This is a genomic window from Nonomuraea mesophila (assembly GCF_004352805.1).
GTDB classification, from domain to species: Bacteria; Actinomycetota; Actinomycetes; order Streptosporangiales; family Streptosporangiaceae; genus Nonomuraea; species Nonomuraea longispora.
Window position 1 is genome coordinate 77,522 of record NZ_SMLD01000013.1, and the last position, 21,513, is coordinate 99,034.

Genomic DNA, 21,513 nt, shown 5'->3' on the forward strand with positions numbered 1-21,513 from the left:
CTTGTTTCCGCGTGGGATGCCGCTCTTGTCTGGTACGGCTCATGGAACTCGGGCCGGCACTACCACCTCACCTCTATTCAGTAAATTCAGTGTCCTTAACTGAATCTCTATGTACAGAGATTTACCCACTCTTGATCCCGGACATTCACTCCCAGCGGCCACGGACCTGTGACTAGACTGGTGCTCCTTGTGCGACCCGTTCGCACACGCAGCCTGTTTGTGGCGCCCTAGCTGCGACTTCATCTCCAACTTCGCCACCGGGGCTAATATTCACTGAAGTTCACTTGAATGAGGCTTGGCATGAGCGGCGACGAATCCGCGCGGACCGCGCTGGCGCTGCGGCTGCGCGAGCTCCGCGACAGCCGGTGGCCCGGCCTGCGGGTCACCCAGGGGCAGTTGCGCGACGCGTTCGGGGTCAGCGTTCCGCTGATCTCGTCGTGGGAGTCGACCCACCAGATCAAGATCCCGCCCGTGCACCGCCTCGAGAAGTACGCCGCGTTCTTCGCCACCAGGCGATCGCTGGCCAACGGGCCCGCCCGCGTGCTGCCGCTGTCGGACATGACGGCCGATGAGCTGGCCGAGCACCGCGCGCTGCTCGACGAGCTGACCCGGCTGCGCAAGAACGCGCTGCGCCACCAGGCCTCCGCCGAGCATCCCGGCCCGATCCCGGACGCCCTGCACGAGGGCCCGTGGCACTTCCCCGACGGGGAGCCGATCACGATCATCTGCTCGCAGATCCCCTACGAGGAACGCGAGAAGATCAGCTACGCCGACCCGTCGAGCCCCGACTACATCGAGCTGTACAAATACTCCGACCTCGACTCCCTGTTCGAGTTGTGGGGCCACGTCAGAGCCTCCAACCCGCACAGCCTCGTGACGCTGCGGGCGACGGAGGACCTTCGCGCCGACGACCTCACCACCCACGTCGTGCTCCTGGGCGGCGTCGACTACAACGAGGTCACCGCGTACATGCTCTCGCGCATCGAGCTGCCGGTGCGGCAGGTGGCCGACTGGGAGGGCGAGTGGGGGCCGTACTTCGAGGTCGACGAGGACGGCGAGACGCGCAGGCACTACACCGTCACCAACGGCTCAGGCGACAAGGTACGGCTCACGGAGGATGTCGGTTTCTTCTACCGTGGCGTCAACCCGGACAACACCAGCCACAGCCTGACCATCTGCAACGGCATGCACTCACGCGGCGTGTACGGCGTGGTGCGGGCGCTCACCGACGCCCGCTTCCGTGACCGTAATGCCGCCTACCTGCGTGACCGGTTCGGCGACGCCGAGGCGTACAGCCTTCTCACGCGGGTCAGGGTGCAGGGCCGCGTCGCCGTCACACCGGACTGGACCGTCGCCTCTTACCGGCTACACGAATGGCCGGGTCCCGCCGATGGAGCATGAGGCAGCGCAGGGCACCACGGAGCATCACCACGGCTCCCACAGGCAGCTGGTCGACCTGTACGGCGAGCACGCGGGACACGCGGCCGTCGACGCGATCGTCGTGCCGACGATCCGGCATCCGAGCTGGCTCGGTCATGCCATCCGCCTGGCCGTCGCGCTGGACTGCCCCCTGGTGACCCTGCACAGCCGCAGGTGGAGCCGGCCGGACGAGGCGCCGAAGCTGATGCCGGACGGCGTGAACTACCTCGTGATCGACGTCGACGACACGGCCAGGCTCAACCTGCCCGACTTCGCGACCTCCCGCCTGGTGAAGGGCACGCCGTTCCACCGGACGACCGACCTCAGCGCGAAACGCAACACCGGCCTGCTGCTCGCCCGCCTGATGGGCTGGCAGCGGGTCGTCTTCCTGGACGACGACATCGTGGTCGGAGGGCACAAGGAGGTCGCGGCGGCGGCGGATCTGCTGGACCGGTACGACGCCGTGGGCATGCACATCGGCGGTTATCCGGACAACTCGGTGGTGTGCCACGCGCATCGGCTGACCGGCGGCGACCAGGACTCCTTCGTGGGCGGCGGCGCCCTCGCCGTCGAGACCACCCGGACGCCCTCGTTCTTCCCGAACATCTACAACGAGGACTGGTTCTACCTGCTGGGCGAGACGTCGCTGCGCCGGCTCGCGGTGACGGGCATGGTGACGCAACGCCCGTACAACCCGTTCGACCGGCCCGTCCGCGCCCGTGACCAGGAGCTGGGCGACGTGCTGGCGGAGGGCGTCTACTGGCTGCTCGACAGCGACGGGGCCAGCTGGGAGGCGGCGACCCGGCCCGCGCACTGGACCGGCTTCCTCGCCAGGCGCAGGGCGTTCGTCGAGGACGTGCTGCGCCGCGTCAGACGGCGGCCGGCCTCCACCGACCGTACGGCCATGGAGGAGTCGCTGCTCGCCGCGCTCGGCCGGCTCAAGCTGATCACTCCGGACTTCTGCGTCGCCTATCTGCGGGCCTGGAAGGCGGACCGCCGGCGCTGGGCCGGCCACCTGGCCGGGATCCCGCCGCTCGAGTCGGACGTGACGGACGCCATGAAGTGGGTGGTCCGGCCCGGTGCCGAACCGTTGCGCTGGTGGGCCCCCCGGTAAACGCTCGTTGATTCAGCGCGGCGGCATCCGGGAATCTGTGGTCCGTGGGGGCCCCCGAAATTCGCAAAGCCATCCATACCGACCTTCCTGCCCTGGTCCGTTCCCTCGGGCAGGAGGCCTATCTCGCCGACCGGCTGACCAGGCAGGACACCGGCCACGGGCACCTGCTCGTCGCCTGGGACCGGCAGGAGGCGGTGGGCGACGTGTACGTCTGGCTGGCCCCCGCCGAGGAGCCCGAGTTACGCGCCCGCCTGCCGGGCGTCGCCCTGCTCACCCACCTGGAGGTCGTGCCCTGGCGGCGCAAGCAGGGCATCGGGACCGCGCTGCTGGAGGCCGCAGAGGACCGGCTCTCCGCCCTGGGCCACGACCGGGTCGCCCTGGGCGTCGGGCTGGACAACGCGGACGCGCAACGGCTCTACCTGCGCCGCGGATACACCGAATGGCCGTACGGGGAGGTCGCCACCACCGAGGTCGTCTACCGCCAGGACGGCCGGCACGAACTGCGGCCCGAGCGATGCATCATCATGGTCAGAGACCTCACCCCCACCGGCTGACCGGTTTCAGGCGGGGGTTGCGTCTAGCGTCGCTGGGTGGCCCAGCGGCGGATGGTGGCGATGCGTTCATGGATCTGCTCGGCCGTCGCCTGCGCGATCGGCGGCCCGCCGCAGGCGCGGCGCAGCTCGGAGTGGATGACCCCGTGCGGCTGGCCCGTGCGGTGGTTCCAGGCGCCGACCAGGCCGTTGAGCTCGCGCCGCAGCTCGGCGATCTGCTCGTGCGGCGCCAGGGTCTGCCGCGGCTCGGCGTCCGGCTGCTTACGCTTGGCGGCCTGCTGGTCGGACTGGCGTTTGCGCAGCAGCGTGGCCACCTGGTCGGGCTCCAGCAGGCCGGGCAGGCCGATGAAGTCCTCTTCCTCGGCCGAGCCCAGCTCCGCCCCTGTGCCGAACTCACCCCCGTCGAACAGCACCCGGTCGAACGTGGCCGACGTCTGCATCGTCTCGAACGGCAGCTCGTCGCCCAGGACGTCGGGATTGTCCTTCTCGCGGTTGGCCTGTTCGAGCAGGGTGTCGTCGAGGCCGTCCTCCGGGGGCCGCTTGTTGAGGACGTGGTCGCGCTCGGTCTCCATCTCGTTGGCCAGGCCCATGAGCGTGGGGACCGAGGGCAGGAAGACGGACGCGGTCTCGCCGCGCTTGCGGGCGCGGACGAAGCGGCCCACGGCCTGGGCGAAGAAGAGCGGGGTCGAGGTCGAGGTGGCGTAGACCCCCACGCAGAGCCGGGGGATGTCGACGCCCTCGGACACCATGCGCACGGCCACCAGCCAGCGGTCCTCGGAGGCCGCGAACTGCTTGATCTTCTTCGACGCGCCGGGGTCGTCGGAGAGCACCACGGTGGCGCCCTCACCGCTGATGTTGCGCAGGTGGCGGGCGTAGGCGCGGGCGGTCTCGTGATCGGTGGCGATGACCAGGCCCCCGGCGTCGGGGACGCCTCTGCGCACCTCGGTGAGCCGGCGGTCGGCGGCCTGCATGACCTGGCGGATCCAGTCGCCCTTCGGGTCGAGCGCGGCCCGCCAGGCCTGGGAGAGCTGGTCCTTGGTGAGCGGGGTGCCCAGGGTCGCGGCGATCTCGTCGCCGGCCCGCGTGCGCCACTTCATCTCGCCGGAGTAGGCCAGGAAGATGACCGGCCGCACGACCCCGTCGTCGAGGGCGGGACCGTAGCCGTAGGAGTAGTCGGCGACGCTGCGCTTGAAGCCCTCGGCGTCCTCCTCGTAACCGACGAACGGGATGGGGTTGTCGTCGGACCTGAACGGGGTGCCGGTGAGCTGGAGCCGCCGCGCGGCGGGCTCGAACGCCTCGCGCACGCCGTCGCCCCACGACTTGGCGTCGCCCGCGTGGTGGATCTCGTCGAAGATGACCAGGGTCTTGCGCGCCTCGGTGCGCGCCCGGTGCAGCGCCGGGTGCATGGCGACCTGCGCGTAGGTCACCGCGACGCCGGTGTAGTCGCGGGACGTGGCGCCCTGGCTGTTCTTGAACTCGGGGTCGATGGTGATGCCCACCCGCCCGGCCGCGTCGGCCCACTGGCGCTTGAGGTGCTCGGTGGGCGTCACGACGGTGACCGCCTTGATCGCCCCCTTGGCGAGCAGCTCGCTGGCGATGCGCAGGGCGTAGGTCGTCTTTCCCGCGCCCGGGGTCGCCACGGTGAGGAAGTCGCGCGGCTCGCGCCTGAAGTAGAGGTCGAACGCCTCCTGCTGCCACGCGCGCAGCTTGGGGGCGGTGCCCCAGGCTGCTCGGTCGGGATAGGAAGGCGAAAGGTGGGACGCGGCGAAGGTGCTCACCGCATCACCTCTGGGGTTGGTGTGCTTCGCTTTCTCACAGTGACCCTAGGGTAATCGGGCCCACCGACAAGACGTGCCGTGAGCCGAGGATTCTGGCCAAGGTGATCCTCACGTGTTAGGAGGGCCAAGGCTCTCATCCCGGCCCGATGCTCGCCATGACCGCGTCGAGCTCCTGCCTGCGATCGGTGTCGGCGGGCTGGAGCAGTCCGACGAGCAGGACGGTATCGGTGCCGCGAGTGAGCAGCATCACGCGCAGGAACGCCGGCCGGTTGACCACGTCCCGATATTCCGCCCGCAGCGCCCGCGTGTGGCCGTCCGGGAGCTTCTTGTCCTCGACGACGCTCACGCGGTCCCCTTTGAGCAGGAGCCTGGAGTAGAGCTCCGCCGCCTCCTTGGCGGCCTTGCCCGCGTCCTTCGCCGGCGGCATCGGCCTGGCCATGACGAGCGCCCCCGCGTCGTCCCTGACGACCGAGGTGAACCCGGTCACCGGCGGCACCGCTCCCTCGTGCCACCCCCGCGGCAGGGCCGCCGACACTCCCGCGGGTGAGTCGCCCACCCGGCCGTTCTCCGTCGGCGGCGCCGTGAACCGCAGCACCACGGCGGCCACCACGATCAGCCCCGCCCCGGCCGGCACCGCCACCAGGGCGCCCGCCCACCGGCGCCACCCTCCGCCTCGCGCCCGCCCGCGCGGTCCCGGAGCGACCGGCGAACCCCGGAGCCTGGCCGACGGGGGCAGGGACTCGCCGTCCTGCGCCTCCGCTCGGCCCGCGCCACGTCCGTTGCCCCTACCGGCGTCCACGGCGCCGCGGATCCGCGGGTTCCAGGGCTCCTCGTCCTCCAGGTCAGGGCCGAGGTCCAGCGGATGGGACCGTTCCCGCCGCCGCGACGACGCGGGCTCAGGCTCCGGGTCACCTCCCCAGCCCGTGTCATGGACGGGTTGTCGCGGGGGCTCAGGAGGCCGCTCAGTCCTGGCGGTGGTGTCCCTGACGCTCTCGAAGGGGTTTCTGCCCCGCCGGGGCCTCTGGCCGTGGTGAGCGCCCCACACGGCCCCTCCGCCCTCCGCCGGGGCGCCGTCGGGAGGGGTGCCGGGCTCAGGGGACGTACGGCCGCCCTCAGGAGGCGTACGGTCGCGGTCCTCAGGAGGCGTACGGCGATGCCGGGCGCCCGTCCGCGGGGGCCAGACACGGTGATCACCCTCCATGACACCTCCTTGTCCCGCTGTCCTATCACTCCTCGCGACGGCGATCAGGCGATCCGTTGCCGATGTGACAGGTGTGACGGGATTCAGCGGGTGCGACCGGCGAGCACGGCGCCGCTCAGGGCGATCGAGGCCATGAGGATCGAGATGGCGACGAACCCGGTGGCGATCTCGGCGGAGGAGTGCCCGATCAGGTTGACCAGCGCGCCGCCGATGCCGATGGCCAGCGCCGAGCCCAGCATGTCCGTCACGGACAGCGCCGCGGAGTTGGCCCCCTGTTCGTTGACGGGCGACTGCTTCAGCGCCGTGATGCTGACCGTGGTCATGCCGAACCCCATCCCGAAGCCGGCCAGGACCCACGCGGGCACGGCGATCCACCCGCTGGTCCCGGGCAGGACGGCCAGCAGGCAGAGCAGGATGGCGACGGCGATGCAGCTCGTGCCGAGCCGCATCCGCAGGTGCGCCGTCCCTTCCTTCCTGCTCTGCAGGTAGGAGCCGGCGGACCAGCCGAGCGCCCCGGAGGTCAGCGCGATGCCCGCGCTCGACAGGTCGAAGCCCTTCACCTCCTGCAACGCCAGCGGGATGAAGGAGTTGACGCCGAAGAAGGAGGCCGAGAAGAAGCCCCGCATCATCACGGTCGTGGGCAGCCCGCGCCCGAACCGCAGCGCCCGGGGAGGCAGCAGCCGGGACAACCCGTACATGAGCGAGGCGAGCCCGGCCGCCGTCTCCACGGCTCCCGAGACGGGATGCAGGTGCAGCCGGTCGACGCCGTGCAGCAGCACTCCGGCGCCGGCGGCCGCGGCGGTGGCGGCCAGCGTCATGGCCACCGGCCGCGACCTCGGCCCGCCCGACGGCGCCTCGTCCGGCGATGACGGCCTGCGCAGCGACGGGAGCAGCATCAGCAGTGCGGGCACCACGAGCGGGATGATGCCGTAGAAGACGAAGCGCCAGCCCCAGTTCTGTGCCACGAACCCGGCCACGGCGGGGCCGACCATGGCGGGCACCACCCAGGCCGCCGAGATGGCCGCGAACGCCTTGGGCCGCGACTCCACGGGATAGACCCGCGCGATCATCACGTACAGCGCCACGATCGTGGAGCCCGCCCCCAGCCCCTGCACGGCCCGCGCCACGAGGAACATCACCGCCGTTGTGGCCGCCCCGGCCAGCGCCATCCCGACGACGAACAACACCATCCCCGTCACGAACGGGAAGGGATAGCCCTGCCGGTCCGACCACAGGCCCGACACCACGTTGGCGAACAGGCTGGCGATCAGGAAGGCCGAGAAGCTGATGCCGTAGAGGTTGAGCGCGTCGAGCTCGTCGGCGATGGCCGGCATGGCGACGCCGACCGACATGCCCTCGAAAGCGACCAGCGTGACCACGAGCAGGATGCCGAAGGTCGCGGTGCGGTAGCGGGCGCCGAAGATCCGCGGCGGCTGGTGGGGAGTGTCGAGTGCTTTCGGTGCTGTCACTCGCACATCGTAATCAGCGGCGCATCGCGCCCGGCGCGGCCTGCCGGTACGCCGCCCACATCTCGTGCATCCGCCTGGCCTGCCCCTGCGTGAACTCCGACATGCACCGGTCGTGGGCGTAGTCCATGAAGTTGTGCACGGGGTCGAGCCCCGCCTTCGCGCAGGTGTCGGAGCGTTCGGGGCACCCCTGGGTGGGCCTGGCCTGGGCGGGGGTGTCGTCGATGCCGTCGCCCGGCTCCTTGCAGCCGTTCTCGAACGTGTGGAACAACCCGAGCCAGTGGCCGATCTCGTGCACGCCGGTGAAGCCGCGGTTGTAGTTGCTCATCGCGCCCCCGGGCAGGCCACGCCAGTCGATGACGACGCCGTCGAGCGCGGGGTCGTCGGTGTACCAGTAGGGGTAGCTGGCGAAGCCCAGCATCTGCTTGCTGAGCTGGGCGATGTAGAGGTTGAGCGTGCCGGGGCCGCCCTGGTGCAGTGCGCTCTTCATGGCCCGCTCGTGGCCGACCGGATCGCCGAACCAGGCGGCGTTCCGCCTGACCTTGACGCCGTCGAGGCGGAACCGCACGCCGGTGTCGACGCCGCCGAAGCGGCCGGCGTACGCGGAGTTGAGCACGTTGATCTGCGCTTCGATCTCCTGGTCGGAGACCTGGCGGTCAGGCCTCGTGATGACGTGCACCACGGTGGGCACGGTGATCTGAGTCGGCGGCGTGACGCCGGCCAGGCGCCGGGCGAGCTCGGACCGGACCTTGGCCACGTCTCCCGGCTGGGGCGAGCGCGGCCCTGGCCCCTCCGGTGCGCGATGGCCGCACGCGGCCGCGTGGGCGGCGCCGGCCCGCAGCGGCGGGGCGAACCAGATCGCCAGCAGGCATGCCAACGAGACGGCGGTCGCACGCCGAGCCATACAATCCCCCCACTACGGAATGATCCGATATGGATACAGACCGTAGCCGCTCAGGGAAGGATCACCGCTCAGCAACACTCACTGCTTGTCGTCGCCCTCGCCATCGCCGGAGGGAAGGCCCTCGTAGATCTCTTTGCACTCCGGGCAGACCGGGTATTTCTTGGGGTCACGGCTGGGCACCCAGATCTTGCCGCACAGGGCGCGGATGGGCGTGCCCGTCACCATGCTCTCGGTGATCTTGTGTTTGTCCGCGTAGTGGGCGAAGCGCTCGTGATCGCCGTCGCCGTGCGAGGTCCGCGGCGTGGTCTCCTGCTCTGGGAGGATCTTCGTGCTGCTCACCCCACCGAGTTTATGCCCGCGCGACCACGTCCTGCACCGAACGCCGCGGCCCCCGCCGCGAGGGCGAGGGCCGCGGCGGGCCACCTCAAGGGTCAGCCCACGTGCACCTGCACGCCCTCGGCCTTGCGCCCCGCCTTGACGAACAGCGTCAGCAGGGCGGTCAGCACGGCGATGCCGGTGCTCACCAGGAAGGCGAGATGCATGCCGTCCATGAACGAGAGGTGCACGGCGTCGACGATCGGCTGCGGCACCCCGGGAGGCGCCGCACCGAAGGCGGCCGCCTTCTCCAGCCCGGCCAGTTGCTCGGGCGGGATGGCCTGCGCCGCGGGGCCGAGATGGCCGGGCAGCGTGCCGGAGATCTCCGCAGCCATCACGGCGCCCAGGATCGCGGTGCCCAGCGCGCCGCCGACCTGCATGGCCGACTGCTGGACGCCGCCCGCGACGCCGCTCAGCTCCAGTGGCGCGTTGCCCACGATGATCTCCGTGGCGCCCACGAAGACCGGCGACATGCCGAAGGCCAGCAGCACGAACGGGATGGCGCTGGCGAGGAACGACGCGTCGATGCTGAGCTGGGACATGAGGAACATGGCGAACGCGGTGATGAGCAGGCCGGCCGCCATCGTGATCTTCGGCCCGAGCCTGCCGATCGCCAGGCCGGCCAGTGGCGAGGCGACGATCATGCCGGCGCTCATCGGCAACATGCGCAGACCCGCCTCCAGCGGGCTCAGGCCGTGCACGCCCTGGAAGAAGAAGCCCAGGAAGAACATCGCGCCGAACATCGCGAACGCCACCATCATCATCAGCACGGTGCCGATGGAGATCGAGATGTTCCTGAACAGCGACAGCGGGACCAGCGGCTGCCTGCCGAGTTTCTGCGCCCGGTGCTGCCAGAAGATGAACGCGCCGATCAGCACCGCGAACACAGCCAGGAAACTCAGCGTCGTGCTGTCGCCCCAGCCCCAGTCGGGGGCCTTGATGATCGTCCACACCAGCGAGAACATCGCGCCCGACAGGAGCAGCACGCCGAGCCAGTCGATCCGCGCCATGGTCTGGACGCGGTTGTCCTGGATCAGGAAGATGCCCATGACGAGGGCGATGATCCCGACCGGCGCGTTGATGAAGAAGACCGACTCCCAATTGACGTTCTCGACCAGCACGCCGCCCACGATCGGGCCGGCGGCGCTGGACAGGCCGATGATGCCGCCCCAGGCTCCCATCGCCTGGTTCAGCTTCGGCCCGGGGAACGCTCCACGCAGCAGCGCCAGCGCGGCGGGCTGGAGCAGCGCGCCGAACAGGCCCTGCAGCACCCGCAGCCCGATGAGCGCGCCGACGGGCGACAGGCCGGGGATGACGCCGGCCAGTTCGGCGCTGAGGCCGATGCCCACGGACGTGATCGCGAAGCCGGCCACCCCGATGAGAAAGACGCGCTTGTGCCCGAACAGGTCGCCGAGCTTGCCCGCCGTGATCAGGAACACCGCCAGCGCCAGCAGGTAGCCGCTGGTCACCCACTGCAGGTCAGACAACGAGGCCTTCAGATCGGCCTGGATGACCGGGTTGGCGATGCCCACCACGGTGCCGTCGAGCATCACCATGATGACGCCCAGGCTGACCGCCAGCAGCACCAGCCACGGATTGCGGCCGGCCTCCGTCCGGTCCGGGCCGGGCGATGACGGCGCGCCGACCGCCTTCGCGTGAGCCATGAGTCCCCCTGATGACATAAGCCCCACTTGGGGCACAGATATCGCAAGCCTCAGCAATGTATGTCAGCCGATGACTTGTGACAACCGACTTTCAGTTTGCGAGCTATGACATATGGCACACTGTGACAGAAAGGTTTCTAGGGAGTGACGCCCGTGGGTCTGCGTGAACGCAAGAAGGAGAAGACGCGCCTGGCGATCCTCGACGCGGCGCTCGACCTGTTTCTCGAACAAGGATACGAGTCGGCCACCGTCGAGCAGATCGCGGGGGCCGTCGAGATCTCCCCCCGCACCTTCTTCCGCTACTTCACCAGCAAGGACCATCTGGTGCTGTGGTTCCACGACCACGGCGAGGAGCTCATGGTGGAGACCCTGCGCTCCCGCCCGCAGGACGAGCCGCCGTTCACGGCGCTCATGCACGCCGTACGCGCGGTGCTGAGCGACATGGAAGGCTCAACGGAGGACGAGCACAAGAGGTTCCTCAAACTCCGCCGCATCCTCGACGAGAACCCGCACCTGATCGGCCAGTCGGTGGCCAGGGCCGCCGGCACCGAGCGCCGCCTCGCGGAGCTGGTCGCCGCCCGCAGGGGTGCCGACGCCGACTCGGACCAGCTCTCCCACCTGATCGTCGCCTTCGCCATGTCGGCGATGCGCGTCGGTTTCGAGTGCCCGCGCCGCGACGGCGGGGTGCCGGAGATCACCGGCCGCATGGCCGAGACGATCGAGCTGGCCGAGCGCTCGCTGCGGCCGGGATGGGACCTCTGAGCGGCGGGGTCAGCTCGCGGGTTCAGTTCATCGTCGGATCGTCCGGGCAGGTCGCCACGAAGGCCAGCTCGCCGTGCTGGCGCCGCAGCACGTGCCGCCAGAGCGAACCCGGATCGGCGTGAAAGGTGTCGCCGACCTCGGAGTCGACGACGTACCATGCGCCCTCGGCGATCTCGCTCTCCAACTGGCCCGACGTCCAGCCCGCGTACCCCGCGAAGATGCGCATCTGCGCGATCTCCCCCTGAAGGATCTCGGGCGGCGCGTCCAGGTCGACCGTGCCGAGCCGCGAGACGGCCGGCGTGCCGGCGTGCAGCCTGCGCCAGCCCAGCGGCTCCTCCCCGCTCGGGACCGCCGCCAGCGCGAGCGCGCTGTCGGTCTGCACGGGCCCGCCCTCGAACAACACCGGAGGCCCTGTCACCAGCGGATCCCACACGGGCAGCACCTGGGTCACCGAGATGTCGCTCGGCCTGTTGAGCACCACACCCAGAGTGCCCCCGTCGTGGTCGTGTTCGAGGATCAGCACGACGCTACGCCGGAAGTTGGGGTCGTCGAGAAGCGGCGTCGCCACCAACAACCCGCCGACGTAGATCGCTTCCGCCATACATCCATCATGGCGTGTATCCGGGGGCGTGCGCTCCCCTAGTGAGCCGATGTTACTTTTCGTGCCCGCTTGGGCACCTTAAGTAGCAAAGATCACACTCCGGGGGGAGCGCATGCGTATCGGTACTCGTGTCGTCGTGGCCCTGCTGCCCATGGCCGTGGCGCTGCTCCTCCCCGCCACCGCCTGGGCCTGGCCGCGGCTGGATCCGGGCGACCCGTTCACGATGACGGTCGACGACGTGGCCTGCCGCTCGAGCCGGGCCACCGTCACGCTCCGCAACGTGACGCGCCAGCTCGCACGTTACGACCTGCGGGCCGACGGCAGAACCGTGGCCAGCGGCTCGATCCCGGCACGCAAGACCATCGTCAAGCAGGTGCGGGTGAAAAGGGGCAGCCGCGCCGAGATCGAGGCGTACTCGGTCGCCGAGCACCAAGCCGACACGCTGATCGACTCGACCGACGTCGAGAACGACTGCCCCTGGGGCCACCACCTCGACCGCCTCCCCTTCACGGGCCCGCCCGTGGACCTCATGGCCAAGCTGGCCACGGCGGGCGGGCTCGTGATCATGGGAGGCGTGTTGTGGTGGTACGGATCGATCTGGCCCCGCTCAGCCCCGTGAGGCCGGTGGCTTCGCGCGGCGCCGGCCCGTCAGGGGTCGGTCACGAAGGCGCCGGCCCGCGCGGCGGCCAGCGTGCGTGACACCGACCGTTCGGCGTCCCGCCGCGTCACCGGCTCCCTCGTGACCACCAGGCGGTAGTAGAGCGGGGCGGAGATCGCCCTGATCACCTCGCCGCCGTCGGTCCCCTCGGGCAGTTCGCCCCGCTTGACGGCCAGCTCCACCACGGTGGCCCACTCCTCGATCCGGCGGGTGAAGAAGGTCCGCAGCGCATCGGCAGCCTCCTCGTCGCAGGTCGCGGCGGCGATCACCGCCTGGAGCGTGACACCGAGCCGCCCATCGGTGACCGCCTCCCAGACGGACACCGCGTTGGCCAGCAGGTCGCGCTCGACCTCGCCTGTGTCGGCGTGCGGCGACGACTGGTTGGCCAGCTCTTTCATGAGGTCGGCCACCAGGCCCGGGGTGCTTCCCCAGCGCCGGTAGACCGTGGTCTTGCCGACGCCCGCCCTGGCCGCCACCTGGTCCATGGCCAGGCCATGGAAACCGTGCTCGACCAGGATGTCCTGGGTGGCGTCGAGCACGGCCGCGCGTACCCGCGCGGTGCGACCCCCCGGCCGCACGGTTCCCGCCGAACGGGAAGGTTGTTCCATCTAATCTCCTCACCGCATACCGGCATGCCCGATTAACGGGACTTCTATCCCGTTAATCGGGCATGTTTGGACGGCCCCGGCACTTCATGGCCCGCGGCGTACCAGGTGCCCCTGCTCGCGGGCAGGGGGCCGGCCTGGTCAGGCGGCGCAGGCATCTCCTTGTGGGCATGGCGTGCTCGGCTCTCCTCGGTCACGGGGAGGGCTGGCGACCTCGCCGGGGGTGCTGCTCATGGCAGGTGGCCCGGGGGACTCGCCGCCGCCATCACACGCCCGCCGGGCTCTCCCTGCCGACCGTGTCTTCACTGAGGGGGCATTCCGGGCTCGGGCGCGGAGCTGAACGGGGCGTCGTAATCGCCGGGGTTCACCGCTGGCGACATTCTAGGCCGACTCGACCTGTCGCGCTGCTGGTGGGGGGCATTTTGCGGCGGTCCAATGCACCTGTTCACGCCGCGCGGTGGGCGTTCGGCATTGTCGAACCGATCTGCGTTAGGGTGCGAGGTGTGGGAGAGACGATTCAATCGGTCGAGCGGGCGGCGGCCATCCTGCGGCTGCTCGCCTCGGGCCCGCGCCAGCTCGGTGTGGCCGAGCTGGCCAAGGCGCTGGGCCTGCCCAAAGGGACGCTGCACGGCATCCTGCGCACGCTGGTCCGCGTGGGGTTCGTCGAACAGGATCCGGCGACGGGAAAGTACCGCCTCGGTGCCACGCTGCTCCACCTGGGCAGCAGCTACCTCGACGTCAACGAGCTGCGGACCCGCTCGATCAACTGGGCCGACGCCCTGGCGGGACGCAGCAGGGAGAGCGCCTGGATCGGCACCCTGCACGAGGGGCACGTGCTGGTGATCCACCACGTGTTCCGGCCGGACGACAGCATGCAGACCCTGCAGGTCGGCACCTACCTGCCGACCCACGCCAGCGCACTCGGCAAGGTCCTGCTCGCCCACGACCCCTACGGCGAGGCGCCGGCGGCGTCCCTGCGGGCGTACACGAAGGCCACGCTCACCGACCCCAAGGCCCTGGAGACCGAGCTCGACCAGGTCAGGACGCGGGGCTGGGCGGCCGAGAGGGAGGAGCTGACGGAGGGCGAGGTGGCCATCGCCGCACCCATCAAGGACGCGCGCGGCATCGTGGTGGGCGCCATCGGCATCCGTGGCGCGGTCGAGCGGCTGGCCCCGGACGGAGCCCTGCACATGGAGTACGTCTCGTACGTACGCGACGCGGCCCGCGCGATCACGCGCGCCCTCGCCCGCTGACTTGTCCACCCCTATGACGACCGCATAACATTCTTCACGTCGTTCGACATTGTCGAACCCTGATCCAAGCGAGGAAGCACGTGCCTCGACCGCACTACGTCGCAGCCATCGACCAGGGCACCACGTCCAGCCGGTGCATCGTCTTCGACGAGGCCGGCAACATCATCTCCGTCGCCCAGCGGGAGCACCGCCAGATCTTCCCCAGGCCCGGCTGGGTGGAGCACGACGCGGACGAGATCTGGCAGGCCGTGCGCGGCCTGCTCGGAGAGGCCGTGAGCGGCGCCGGCATCGAGGACGCGCAGATCGCCGCGCTCGGCATCACCAACCAGCGCGAGACCACCGTGTTGTGGGACCGCGAGACCGGCAGGCCCGTCTGCAACGCGATCGTCTGGCAGGACACCCGCACCGACGCGCTGACCCGGGCGCTGGCCGGGCACGAAAGCCTGTTCAAGGAGCGGGCCGGGCTGCCGCTGGCCACCTACTTCTCCGGGCCGAAGATCCGCTGGCTGCTCGACGAGATCCCCGGCCTGCGGGAGCGGGCCGAGCGGGGCGAGGTGCTGTTCGGCACGATGGACAGCTGGTTGTTGTGGAACCTCACGGGCCGCCACATCACCGACGTCACCAACGCCAGCCGTACGATGCTGATGAACATCCACACGCTGAGCTGGGACGACGAGCTGCTGGCCGCGATGGGCGTGCCGCGCGCGATGTTGCCCGAGATCCGCCCGTCCGCCGAGGTCTACGGCCGCACGTCCGGCGGCGTCCCGGTCGCCTCCGCGCTCGGCGACCAGCAGGCGGCGCTGTTCGGGCAGACGTGCTTCTCCCCCGGCGAGACCAAGAGCACCTACGGCTCCGGCAGCTTCCTGCTGATGAACACCGGTCACGAGCCGGTCGTCTCCAAGCACGGGCTGCTGACCACCGTCGGCTACCAGATCGGCTCCGGCCCGGCCACGTACGCGCTGGAGGGCGCCATCGCGGTCACCGGTTCCCTGGTGCAGTGGCTGCGCGACAACCTGGGCCTGATCTCCAGCGCGGCCGAGATCGAGACGCTGGCGAGGACGGTCGACGACAACGGCGGTTGCTATTTCGTGCCCGCGTTCTCGGGGTTGTTCGCGCCCCACTGGCGCTCCGACGCGCGCGGGGTGATCGCGGGACTGACCGGGTTCGTCAACAAGGGCCACCTGGCGCGCGCCGTGCTGGAGGCCACGGCGTGGCAGACCCGTGAGGTGGTCGACGCGATGAACGCCGACTCGGGGCTCGACCTGACCACGTTGCGCGCCGACGGCGGCATGACCGCCGACAACCTGCTCATGCAGACGCTCGCCGACGTGCTGGCGGTGCCGGTCATCCGGCCCATGGTGGCCGAGACCACCGCTCTGGGCGCCGCCTACGCGGCCGGCCTGGCCACCGGCTACTGGCCCGACGTCGAAAGCCTGCGGGCCAATTGGCACAAGGCCGCCGAATGGCGTCCCGCGATCGGCGAAGCCGTACGCGACCGCGAATACCGCAACTGGAAGAAGGCCGTGGCGCGCACGCTCGGCTGGGTCGAGCAGGAGGAGGGGAGCAGACCATGACACTCGCGATCGGCACCGACCGCGCGGAGACCAGGCACGAGCTGGCCGGCACCGCCTACGACCTGCTCGTGATCGGCGGCGGCATCCTCGGCACGTCGGTGACGTGGATGGCCGCGCAGGCGGGGCTGCGGGTGGCGATGGTGGACGCGGGCGACTTCGCCGGCGCCACGTCCAGTGCCTCCTCCAAGCTCGTCCACGGCGGCCTGCGCTACCTGCAGACCGGCAACGTGCGGCTGGTCGCGGAGAACCACCGCGAGCGGCGCGCGCTGGCCGCCGACATCGCACCCCACCTGGTCAAGCCGCTGACGTTCGTGGTGCCGATCTACAGGGGCGGCCCGCACGGCGCCGCCAAGCTCGGCGCGGGGGTGTTCCTGTACTCCGCCCTGTCGGTGTTCGGCGACGGCATGGGCCGCGTGATCACGCCGCAGCAGGCCATGGCCAAGGTGCCCGCCCTGCGCTCCGACGGACTGCGGGCCGCCGCCGTCTACGGCGACCACCAGATGAACGACAGCCGGGTCGCCGTCATGACCGTACGCGCCGCGGTGGACGCGGGCGCGGTCGTGCTCAACCACGCCGAGGTCGTCGGGCTGCGCAAGACGGCCGGCACCGTGACGGGCGCCGAACTGCGTGACCGGCTCGACGGGACCGAGTTCGGCGTGTCGGCCAGGCTCGTGCTGAACGCCACCGGGCCGTGGGTCGACCATCTGCGGCGCATGGAAGATCCTTCCGCCGCGCCGAGCATCCGGCTGTCCAAGGGCGCCCACCTGGTGCTGCGCCGGCAGGAGCCGTGGAAGGCCGCGCTCACCACGCCCATCGACAAATACCGGGTGTCCTTCGCCATCCCGTGGGAGGACCACCTGCTGCTCGGCACCACGGACGAGGCGTACGACGGTGACCCGGCCGCGGTCCGCGCCACCGAGGCCGACATCGCGCAGATCCTCGACGAGGCGGGCCACTCCGTACGCGACTCCCAGCTCAGGCGCGAGGACATCACCTACGCCTTCGCCGGGCTGCGCGTGCTGCCCGGCGGCCCCGGTCAGGTCGCGGCGGCCAAGCGGGAAACCGTCGTGACCAGCGGCTCGGGCGGCATGCTCTCCGTCGCCGGCGGCAAGTGGACGACCTACCGGCACATCGGCAGGCACGTGCTCGCCACGCTCGCCCGTCTGCCGGGGCAGCCGCTCGGCGACGACCTGGCCGACATCCTGCCCGCGGTGCCGCTGCCGGGGCTGGCCAGCCCCGACGCGGTGGCCATGCGGCTGTGGACCGACCGCGACCCGGGCGCGCGCATGGACCCGCTGGTGGCCAGGCACCTGGCCACGCACTACGGCTCGATCGCGTTCGACCTGGCCCGGCTCATCCGCGAGGACCCGGCGCTCGGCGAGCGCATCCACCCCGACGGGCCGGACATCTGGGCCCAGGCGATCTACGCCCGTGACCGCGAGTGGGCGGCCACGGTCGACGACGTCGTACGCCGCCGCACGACGCTCACGGTCCGCGGCCTCGACACACCCGACGTGCGCGCCAGGATCGAGAAGCTGCTCGGCCAGGCCGCCTGAGGCCCGCGGAGGTGGCCTGACGACCCCTCCGGGCAGGGGGAGGGCATGCGCACTCCCATCAACGAAGCCCTGCTCAGGCACTTCCGCGACCTGCGCGACGGCACCCACGGCAGGGCCGTCTCGCGGGACGACAAGGAGCAGGTGTTCATCACGGCGGTCGAGTTGCTGGACCCGGTGGCGCGCACCGCCCTCGAGGAGCTCAACACCGACCTGCTGCTCGGCGCCGGGGAGGTGGTCGCCAGCGGCGTCACCCGGTCGCGCGAGGGCGGGCTCAACGCGATGTGGTCGCTGACGTGGCAGGAACAGCGCGCCTGCCACGCCCAGCCGGTCGCGGTGGTCGCCCACTACGGCAGCGACTTCCACCATCCGCACCTGCGGGGTAACACGGTCGGCGACTGGCCGCTGAACGTCTTCGACGCCGAGGACGCGGCGGCGCAGCTCGGCACGCTGCGGGTGATCGCCGCCGGGGACGCCCACAACCTGGTCTTCCAGGAGAGCTATCGGCTGATGCCCGCCCTCACCCGGGAGGGGCCGGGCCACGAGAATCCCGCGCTTCCCGACGGCGGGCGGAGGACCACGTAGCCGCGAAGGAGAACGGGGCCCTCTCTGCGAGGCATCGGAAACGGCTTGGAAACGTCGGCGGCCTTACAAAGGGCAGCAATGCGGCACCGCGCAGGATCGTCCGGCGGTTCCCATCGCTGTGCCGACCTTCGACCGCAGGGAGCTTCTCGTGACGATCGATCGCCACGCGTGTGGCCGGCCTGACCTGCGCCGTGCTGACGCTGAGCGTGGCCTCCCCGCCTGCCGCCGCGAGCACCGGCGCCGACCTGCCCCGTTTCGGCGACGTGCAGCGGGCCCTCACCGAGCTGGCGGAGTCCGACCTGATGGTGGGCGCCATCGGGGCCCTCTATGTTGACGGCAGGCTCGTCGGCAAGGGCTCCGCGGGCACCCGCCTCCTGAACGGGGGCGGCACGATTCCCGCCGACGCCCGCTACCGGATCGGCTCGCAGACCAAGCAGATGGTGGCCGCCGTGGTGGTGCAGCTCGTCGGCGAGGACAGGATCAGTCTGGAGGACAAGCTCAGCGACGTCCTGCCGGACACGGCTGACCAGGATCTGGTGGAACCGGCCGACCAGATCACCATCCGGCAGTTACTCGACCACACCTCCGGCATCCCGGACTACTTCGGCGCGCTGGGCGAGAACTCCCTGTTCGACTTCACCACCCACTACCCCCCGGCCGAGCTGGTGAAGCGGTCGCGTTCCCCTGATCGGCAGCAGGAGCCGGGCGAAACGTTCAGCTACTCCAACACCAACTACATCCTGCTCGGCATGATCATCGAAAGGCCGACCGGGAAGCCCCCGGCCGACGAGCTCGACCGGCGAGTGTTCCGCCCTCTGCACATGAACCGCACGTACCTGCCCACCAAGCCTCCTGAGGGTATCCGTGGCCCGCACGGACACGGCTACGCACCCGACTCCCAGGGCGAACTCCGCGACGTCGACCGGATCAACGCCAGCACCCTCTGGGCGGCCGGCGGCGTCGTCTCGACCGCGCGCGACATCAGTGTCTTCGAGCGCGCGTTCATTCAGGGCGGCCTGGTGCCGCCGGAGTTGCAAGATGTGCTGCGGGGGCTCGTGCTCGGAGGCGGGGGCGGCGGCGGCGAACGGCCCTGTGCGGGCAAAGGGCTCGAGATCACCACCGTCACGGGCAGCGCGCCGGGATTCCGCGCCACCACGTTCACGACCAGCGACGGGCGCGTACAGTTCGCCGTGTCCACCACCCTGACAAAACAGGACAATGCCGCCCTCAGCGCGCTCTCACGGGCTGCGGCAGAATCGGTGCTGTGCCCCGGGAAGTGACGCGGACTTCCTCCACGTGAGTCGCCGGCGGTGGCCCGCACCGCCGGCGAAGGCGGGCGACAGGAGATCCTACGCTTCGGTGAAGCCCCGCGCGCGCCCGCCGGCCGACTCGCGGACGGCGGCGGCCACGGCGGTGGACACGTCAGGGTGGAAGACGCTCGGGATGATGTAGTTGGGGCCGAGCTCCTCGGGCGTGACGACGGCGGCGAGCGCGCCCGCGGCGGCCAGCAGCATCTCCTCCGTCACGACGGACGCCTGGGCGTCGAGCAGGCCGCGGAAGACCCCGGGGAAGGCCAGCACGTTGTTGATCTGGTTGGGGTAGTCGGAGCGGCCGGTGGCCACCACGGCGGCGTGCTCGCGGGCGTCGTCGGGCGAGACCTCAGGCTCGGGGTTGGCCAGCGCGAACACGACCGCGTCCTTGGCCATCGACGCGATGTCGTCGCCGGTCAGGATGCCGGGCGCGGAGACGCCGACGAAGACGTCGGCGTCCTTGACCGCGCCTCTCAGGTCGCCCGCGTAGCCCTCGGAGTTGGTGTTGTCGGCCATCCAGCGCAGCGAGTCGTCGAGGTCGTCACGCCCCTTGTGGACGGCCCCGAGGTAGTCGCACACGATGACGTTGCGGGCGCCCGCCGCCAGCAGCAGCCGCAGCACGGCGTAGCCCGCCGCGCCCGCGCCCGCCATCGTGATCCGGACGTTCTCGATGTTCTTGTCGACCACCCGCAGGGCGTTGGTGAGCGCCGCCAGCACGCAGATCGCCGTGCCGTGCTGGTCGTCGTGGAAGACCGGGATGTCGAGCAGCTCGCGCAGCCGCCGCTCCACCTCAAAGCAGCGCGGCGCGCCGATGTCCTCCAGGTTGATCCCGCCGAAGCCGGGCGCGATCACCTGCACCGTGCGGACGATCTCGTCGACGTCCTGCGTGTCGAGGCAGATCGGCCAGGCGTCGATGCCCGCGAACCGTTTGAACAGCGCCGCCTTGCCCTCCATGACGGGCAGCGCCGCCTCGGGCCCGATGTTGCCCAGCCCCAGCACGGCGGAGCCGTCGGTGACGACCGCCACGGTGTTGCGCTTTATGGTCAGGCGCCGCGCGTCCTCCTTGTTGCGGGCGATCGCCATGGACACGCGGGCCACACCGGGCGTGTAGGCCATGGACAGCTCGTCGCGGTTGCGCAGCGGCACCTTCGAGACCATCTCGATCTTGCCGCCGAGGTGCATGAGGAAGGTGCGGTCGGACACCTTGTGGATGACGACGCCCTCGACCGCCTCGAGCTGGTCGACGATGGCCTGGGCGTGGTCGGTGTCCCGGGCCGCGCAGGTCACGTCGATGCGCAGCTTCTCGTGGCCGGCGTTGGTGACGTCGAGGGCGGTCACGACACCCCCTGCCGACTCTACGGCGTGCGTGAGCAGGCTCACGGCCTTGCCGCCTGCGGGCACCTCGAGACGCACGGTGATGGAGTACGACACACTGGGGACGGTCGCCACGTCAATCGCTCCTTCGGGACTGACCAAGAATGCATCCATGTTAGAGGTCATTCGGTCAATCCCGCGCCTCGGCGGCCATGACGATCAGTTCGGCACAGGTGGCCACGGGAATGGTGGTGCTGTCGATCACCAGGTGATACAGGCAGGGATCGGCCGGGTCGGTGCGGTAGAAGTGGCGCACGTAGGCGCTCCTCGCCCGGTCGTTGTCCTCGATGATCTGCCGGGCCTCGCGCTCACCGATCTGCCCCAGCGTGGCCGTCTGCCGCACCCTGCGGGTCAGGGGGGCGTCCAGCCGCACGTGCAGCGCGCCGGGGTGGTCGGCCAGCACCACCGCCCCCGCCCTGCCGAGGAACACTCCGCCCTGCAGGCGCGCGGTCTCCTTCAGCACCCGCTCGGTGCGGTTGACGTATTCCTCGGGCGCCAGCGGCATCGCGCCGGGAACGTACATGTCGACGCCGCCGAACGTCACCGTCGGCAGCCGCATCGCCCCGGAGAAGAGCCGGCCGATGCCGTGCTCGGCCCGGTCGTCGTGGGCCAGCGCCTCCTCCAGCGTGCAGCCCAGTTCCTCGGAGACGGCACTCGGGATCGCACGGTCGACGAAGGGCACGCCCAGGCGCTCGGCCACGGCCGGGCCGATCTGGCTTCCGGCCGTGCCATATGTCGCCGATATCGTTACGACCCGCATAAAACC

General features: G+C 70.5%; 20 protein-coding genes. 10 read left to right on the forward strand and 10 right to left on the reverse strand.

Translation table 11 applies throughout. The annotated features are described in order from the left end of the window. The first annotated feature begins 300 nt into the window (after positions 1–300). The 3 genes from E1295_RS07835 to E1295_RS07845 are packed head-to-tail and all read left to right on the forward strand — an operon-like array spanning position 301 to position 3,087. Complete coding sequence (locus E1295_RS07835; protein ID WP_132628999.1) at positions 301–1,401, forward strand: helix-turn-helix domain-containing protein; 1,101 nt, start codon at positions 301–303, stop codon at positions 1,399–1,401. Further along, entirely contained in the window at positions 1,391–2,533 is a 1,143-nt protein-coding gene (locus E1295_RS07840; protein ID WP_132629000.1) for a hypothetical protein, read from the forward strand. Before E1295_RS07835 ends, E1295_RS07840 begins: the two co-directional genes overlap by 11 nt. Before the next feature lie 44 nt (positions 2,534–2,577). After that, positions 2,578–3,087: a GNAT family N-acetyltransferase gene (locus E1295_RS07845; protein WP_166427132.1), complete on the forward strand. Its 510-nt coding sequence runs from the start codon at positions 2,578–2,580 to the stop codon at positions 3,085–3,087. Between the two features lie 23 nt (positions 3,088–3,110). Here E1295_RS07845 and E1295_RS07850 read toward each other — a convergent pair whose 3' ends face one another. From E1295_RS07850 to E1295_RS07875, 6 genes are all read right to left on the reverse strand, one after another. Next, positions 3,111–4,862 (reverse strand): DEAD/DEAH box helicase, encoded by a 1,752-nt coding sequence (locus E1295_RS07850; RefSeq protein ID WP_132629002.1) that lies wholly within the window; start codon positions 4,860–4,862, stop codon positions 3,111–3,113. Between the two features lie 133 nt (positions 4,863–4,995). Next, complete coding sequence (locus tag E1295_RS07855) at positions 4,996–6,063, reverse strand: hypothetical protein (RefSeq protein ID WP_132629003.1); 1,068 nt, start codon at positions 6,061–6,063, stop codon at positions 4,996–4,998. A gap of 83 nt (positions 6,064–6,146) precedes the next feature. Then, positions 6,147–7,532: an MFS transporter gene (locus E1295_RS07860; protein WP_246079904.1), complete on the reverse strand. Its 1,386-nt coding sequence runs from the start codon at positions 7,530–7,532 to the stop codon at positions 6,147–6,149. Positions 7,533–7,545: 13 nt separating this feature from the next. After that, positions 7,546–8,433: a zinc metalloprotease gene (locus tag E1295_RS07865; protein WP_132629005.1), complete on the reverse strand. Its 888-nt coding sequence runs from the start codon at positions 8,431–8,433 to the stop codon at positions 7,546–7,548. Positions 8,434–8,511: 78 nt separating this feature from the next. Further along, positions 8,512–8,772, reverse strand: a complete 261-nt coding sequence (locus E1295_RS07870) for a DUF3039 domain-containing protein (protein ID WP_132509798.1) — start codon at positions 8,770–8,772, stop codon at positions 8,512–8,514. Positions 8,773–8,864: 92 nt separating this feature from the next. Next, positions 8,865–10,472: an MFS transporter gene (locus E1295_RS07875; RefSeq protein ID WP_220448595.1), complete on the reverse strand. Its 1,608-nt coding sequence runs from the start codon at positions 10,470–10,472 to the stop codon at positions 8,865–8,867. Positions 10,473–10,625: 153 nt separating this feature from the next. On the opposite strand from E1295_RS07875, the gene E1295_RS07880 reads away from it, so the two are divergent. Then, a complete protein-coding gene (locus E1295_RS07880; RefSeq protein WP_166427133.1) occupies positions 10,626–11,234 on the forward strand; it encodes a TetR family transcriptional regulator in 609 nt (202 codons plus the stop codon). A 22-nt stretch (positions 11,235–11,256) separates the two neighbouring features. Here the strand turns inward: E1295_RS07880 and E1295_RS07885 are convergent, their stop codons facing one another. Next, a complete protein-coding gene (locus E1295_RS07885; RefSeq protein WP_132331907.1) occupies positions 11,257–11,835 on the reverse strand; it encodes a YqgE/AlgH family protein in 579 nt (192 codons plus the stop codon). Between the two features lie 112 nt (positions 11,836–11,947). On the opposite strand from E1295_RS07885, the gene E1295_RS07890 reads away from it, so the two are divergent. Then, on the forward strand, positions 11,948–12,454 hold the full coding sequence (locus E1295_RS07890; protein WP_132629008.1) for a hypothetical protein: 507 nt from the start codon (positions 11,948–11,950) through the stop codon (positions 12,452–12,454). A gap of 29 nt (positions 12,455–12,483) precedes the next feature. Here the strand turns inward: E1295_RS07890 and E1295_RS07895 are convergent, their stop codons facing one another. Next, on the reverse strand, positions 12,484–13,101 hold the full coding sequence (locus E1295_RS07895; RefSeq protein ID WP_132629009.1) for a TetR/AcrR family transcriptional regulator: 618 nt from the start codon (positions 13,099–13,101) through the stop codon (positions 12,484–12,486). A 500-nt stretch (positions 13,102–13,601) separates the two neighbouring features. Between E1295_RS07895 and E1295_RS07900 the strand changes: the two genes are divergently transcribed. The 5 genes from E1295_RS07900 (at position 13,602) to E1295_RS07920 (ending at position 19,343) form a co-directional block, all read left to right on the forward strand. Beyond that, complete coding sequence (locus E1295_RS07900) at positions 13,602–14,351, forward strand: IclR family transcriptional regulator (RefSeq protein ID WP_132629010.1); 750 nt, start codon at positions 13,602–13,604, stop codon at positions 14,349–14,351. Between the two features lie 80 nt (positions 14,352–14,431). Next, complete coding sequence (gene glpK / locus E1295_RS07905) at positions 14,432–15,925, forward strand: glycerol kinase GlpK (protein ID WP_132629011.1); 1,494 nt, start codon at positions 14,432–14,434, stop codon at positions 15,923–15,925. Continuing rightward, a complete protein-coding gene (locus tag E1295_RS07910; protein ID WP_132629012.1) occupies positions 15,922–17,481 on the forward strand; it encodes a glycerol-3-phosphate dehydrogenase/oxidase in 1,560 nt (519 codons plus the stop codon). The genes glpK and E1295_RS07910 overlap by 4 nt, the downstream gene beginning before the upstream one ends. 45 nt (positions 17,482–17,526) lie before the next feature. Further along, positions 17,527–18,063 (forward strand): hypothetical protein, encoded by a 537-nt coding sequence (locus E1295_RS07915; protein ID WP_132629013.1) that lies wholly within the window; start codon positions 17,527–17,529, stop codon positions 18,061–18,063. Positions 18,064–18,233: 170 nt separating this feature from the next. Then, entirely contained in the window at positions 18,234–19,343 is a 1,110-nt protein-coding gene (locus tag E1295_RS07920) for a serine hydrolase domain-containing protein (RefSeq protein WP_132629014.1), read from the forward strand. 69 nt (positions 19,344–19,412) lie between these two features. Here E1295_RS07920 and E1295_RS07925 read toward each other — a convergent pair whose 3' ends face one another. Both E1295_RS07925 and E1295_RS07930 read right to left on the reverse strand, forming a co-directional pair. Next, entirely contained in the window at positions 19,413–20,822 is a 1,410-nt protein-coding gene (locus E1295_RS07925; RefSeq protein ID WP_132629062.1) for an NAD-dependent malic enzyme, read from the reverse strand. Positions 20,823–20,877: 55 nt separating this feature from the next. Beyond that, positions 20,878–21,507 (reverse strand): cytidylate kinase-like family protein, encoded by a 630-nt coding sequence (locus E1295_RS07930; RefSeq protein ID WP_132629064.1) that lies wholly within the window; start codon positions 21,505–21,507, stop codon positions 20,878–20,880. Positions 21,508–21,513 lie beyond the last annotated feature (6 nt).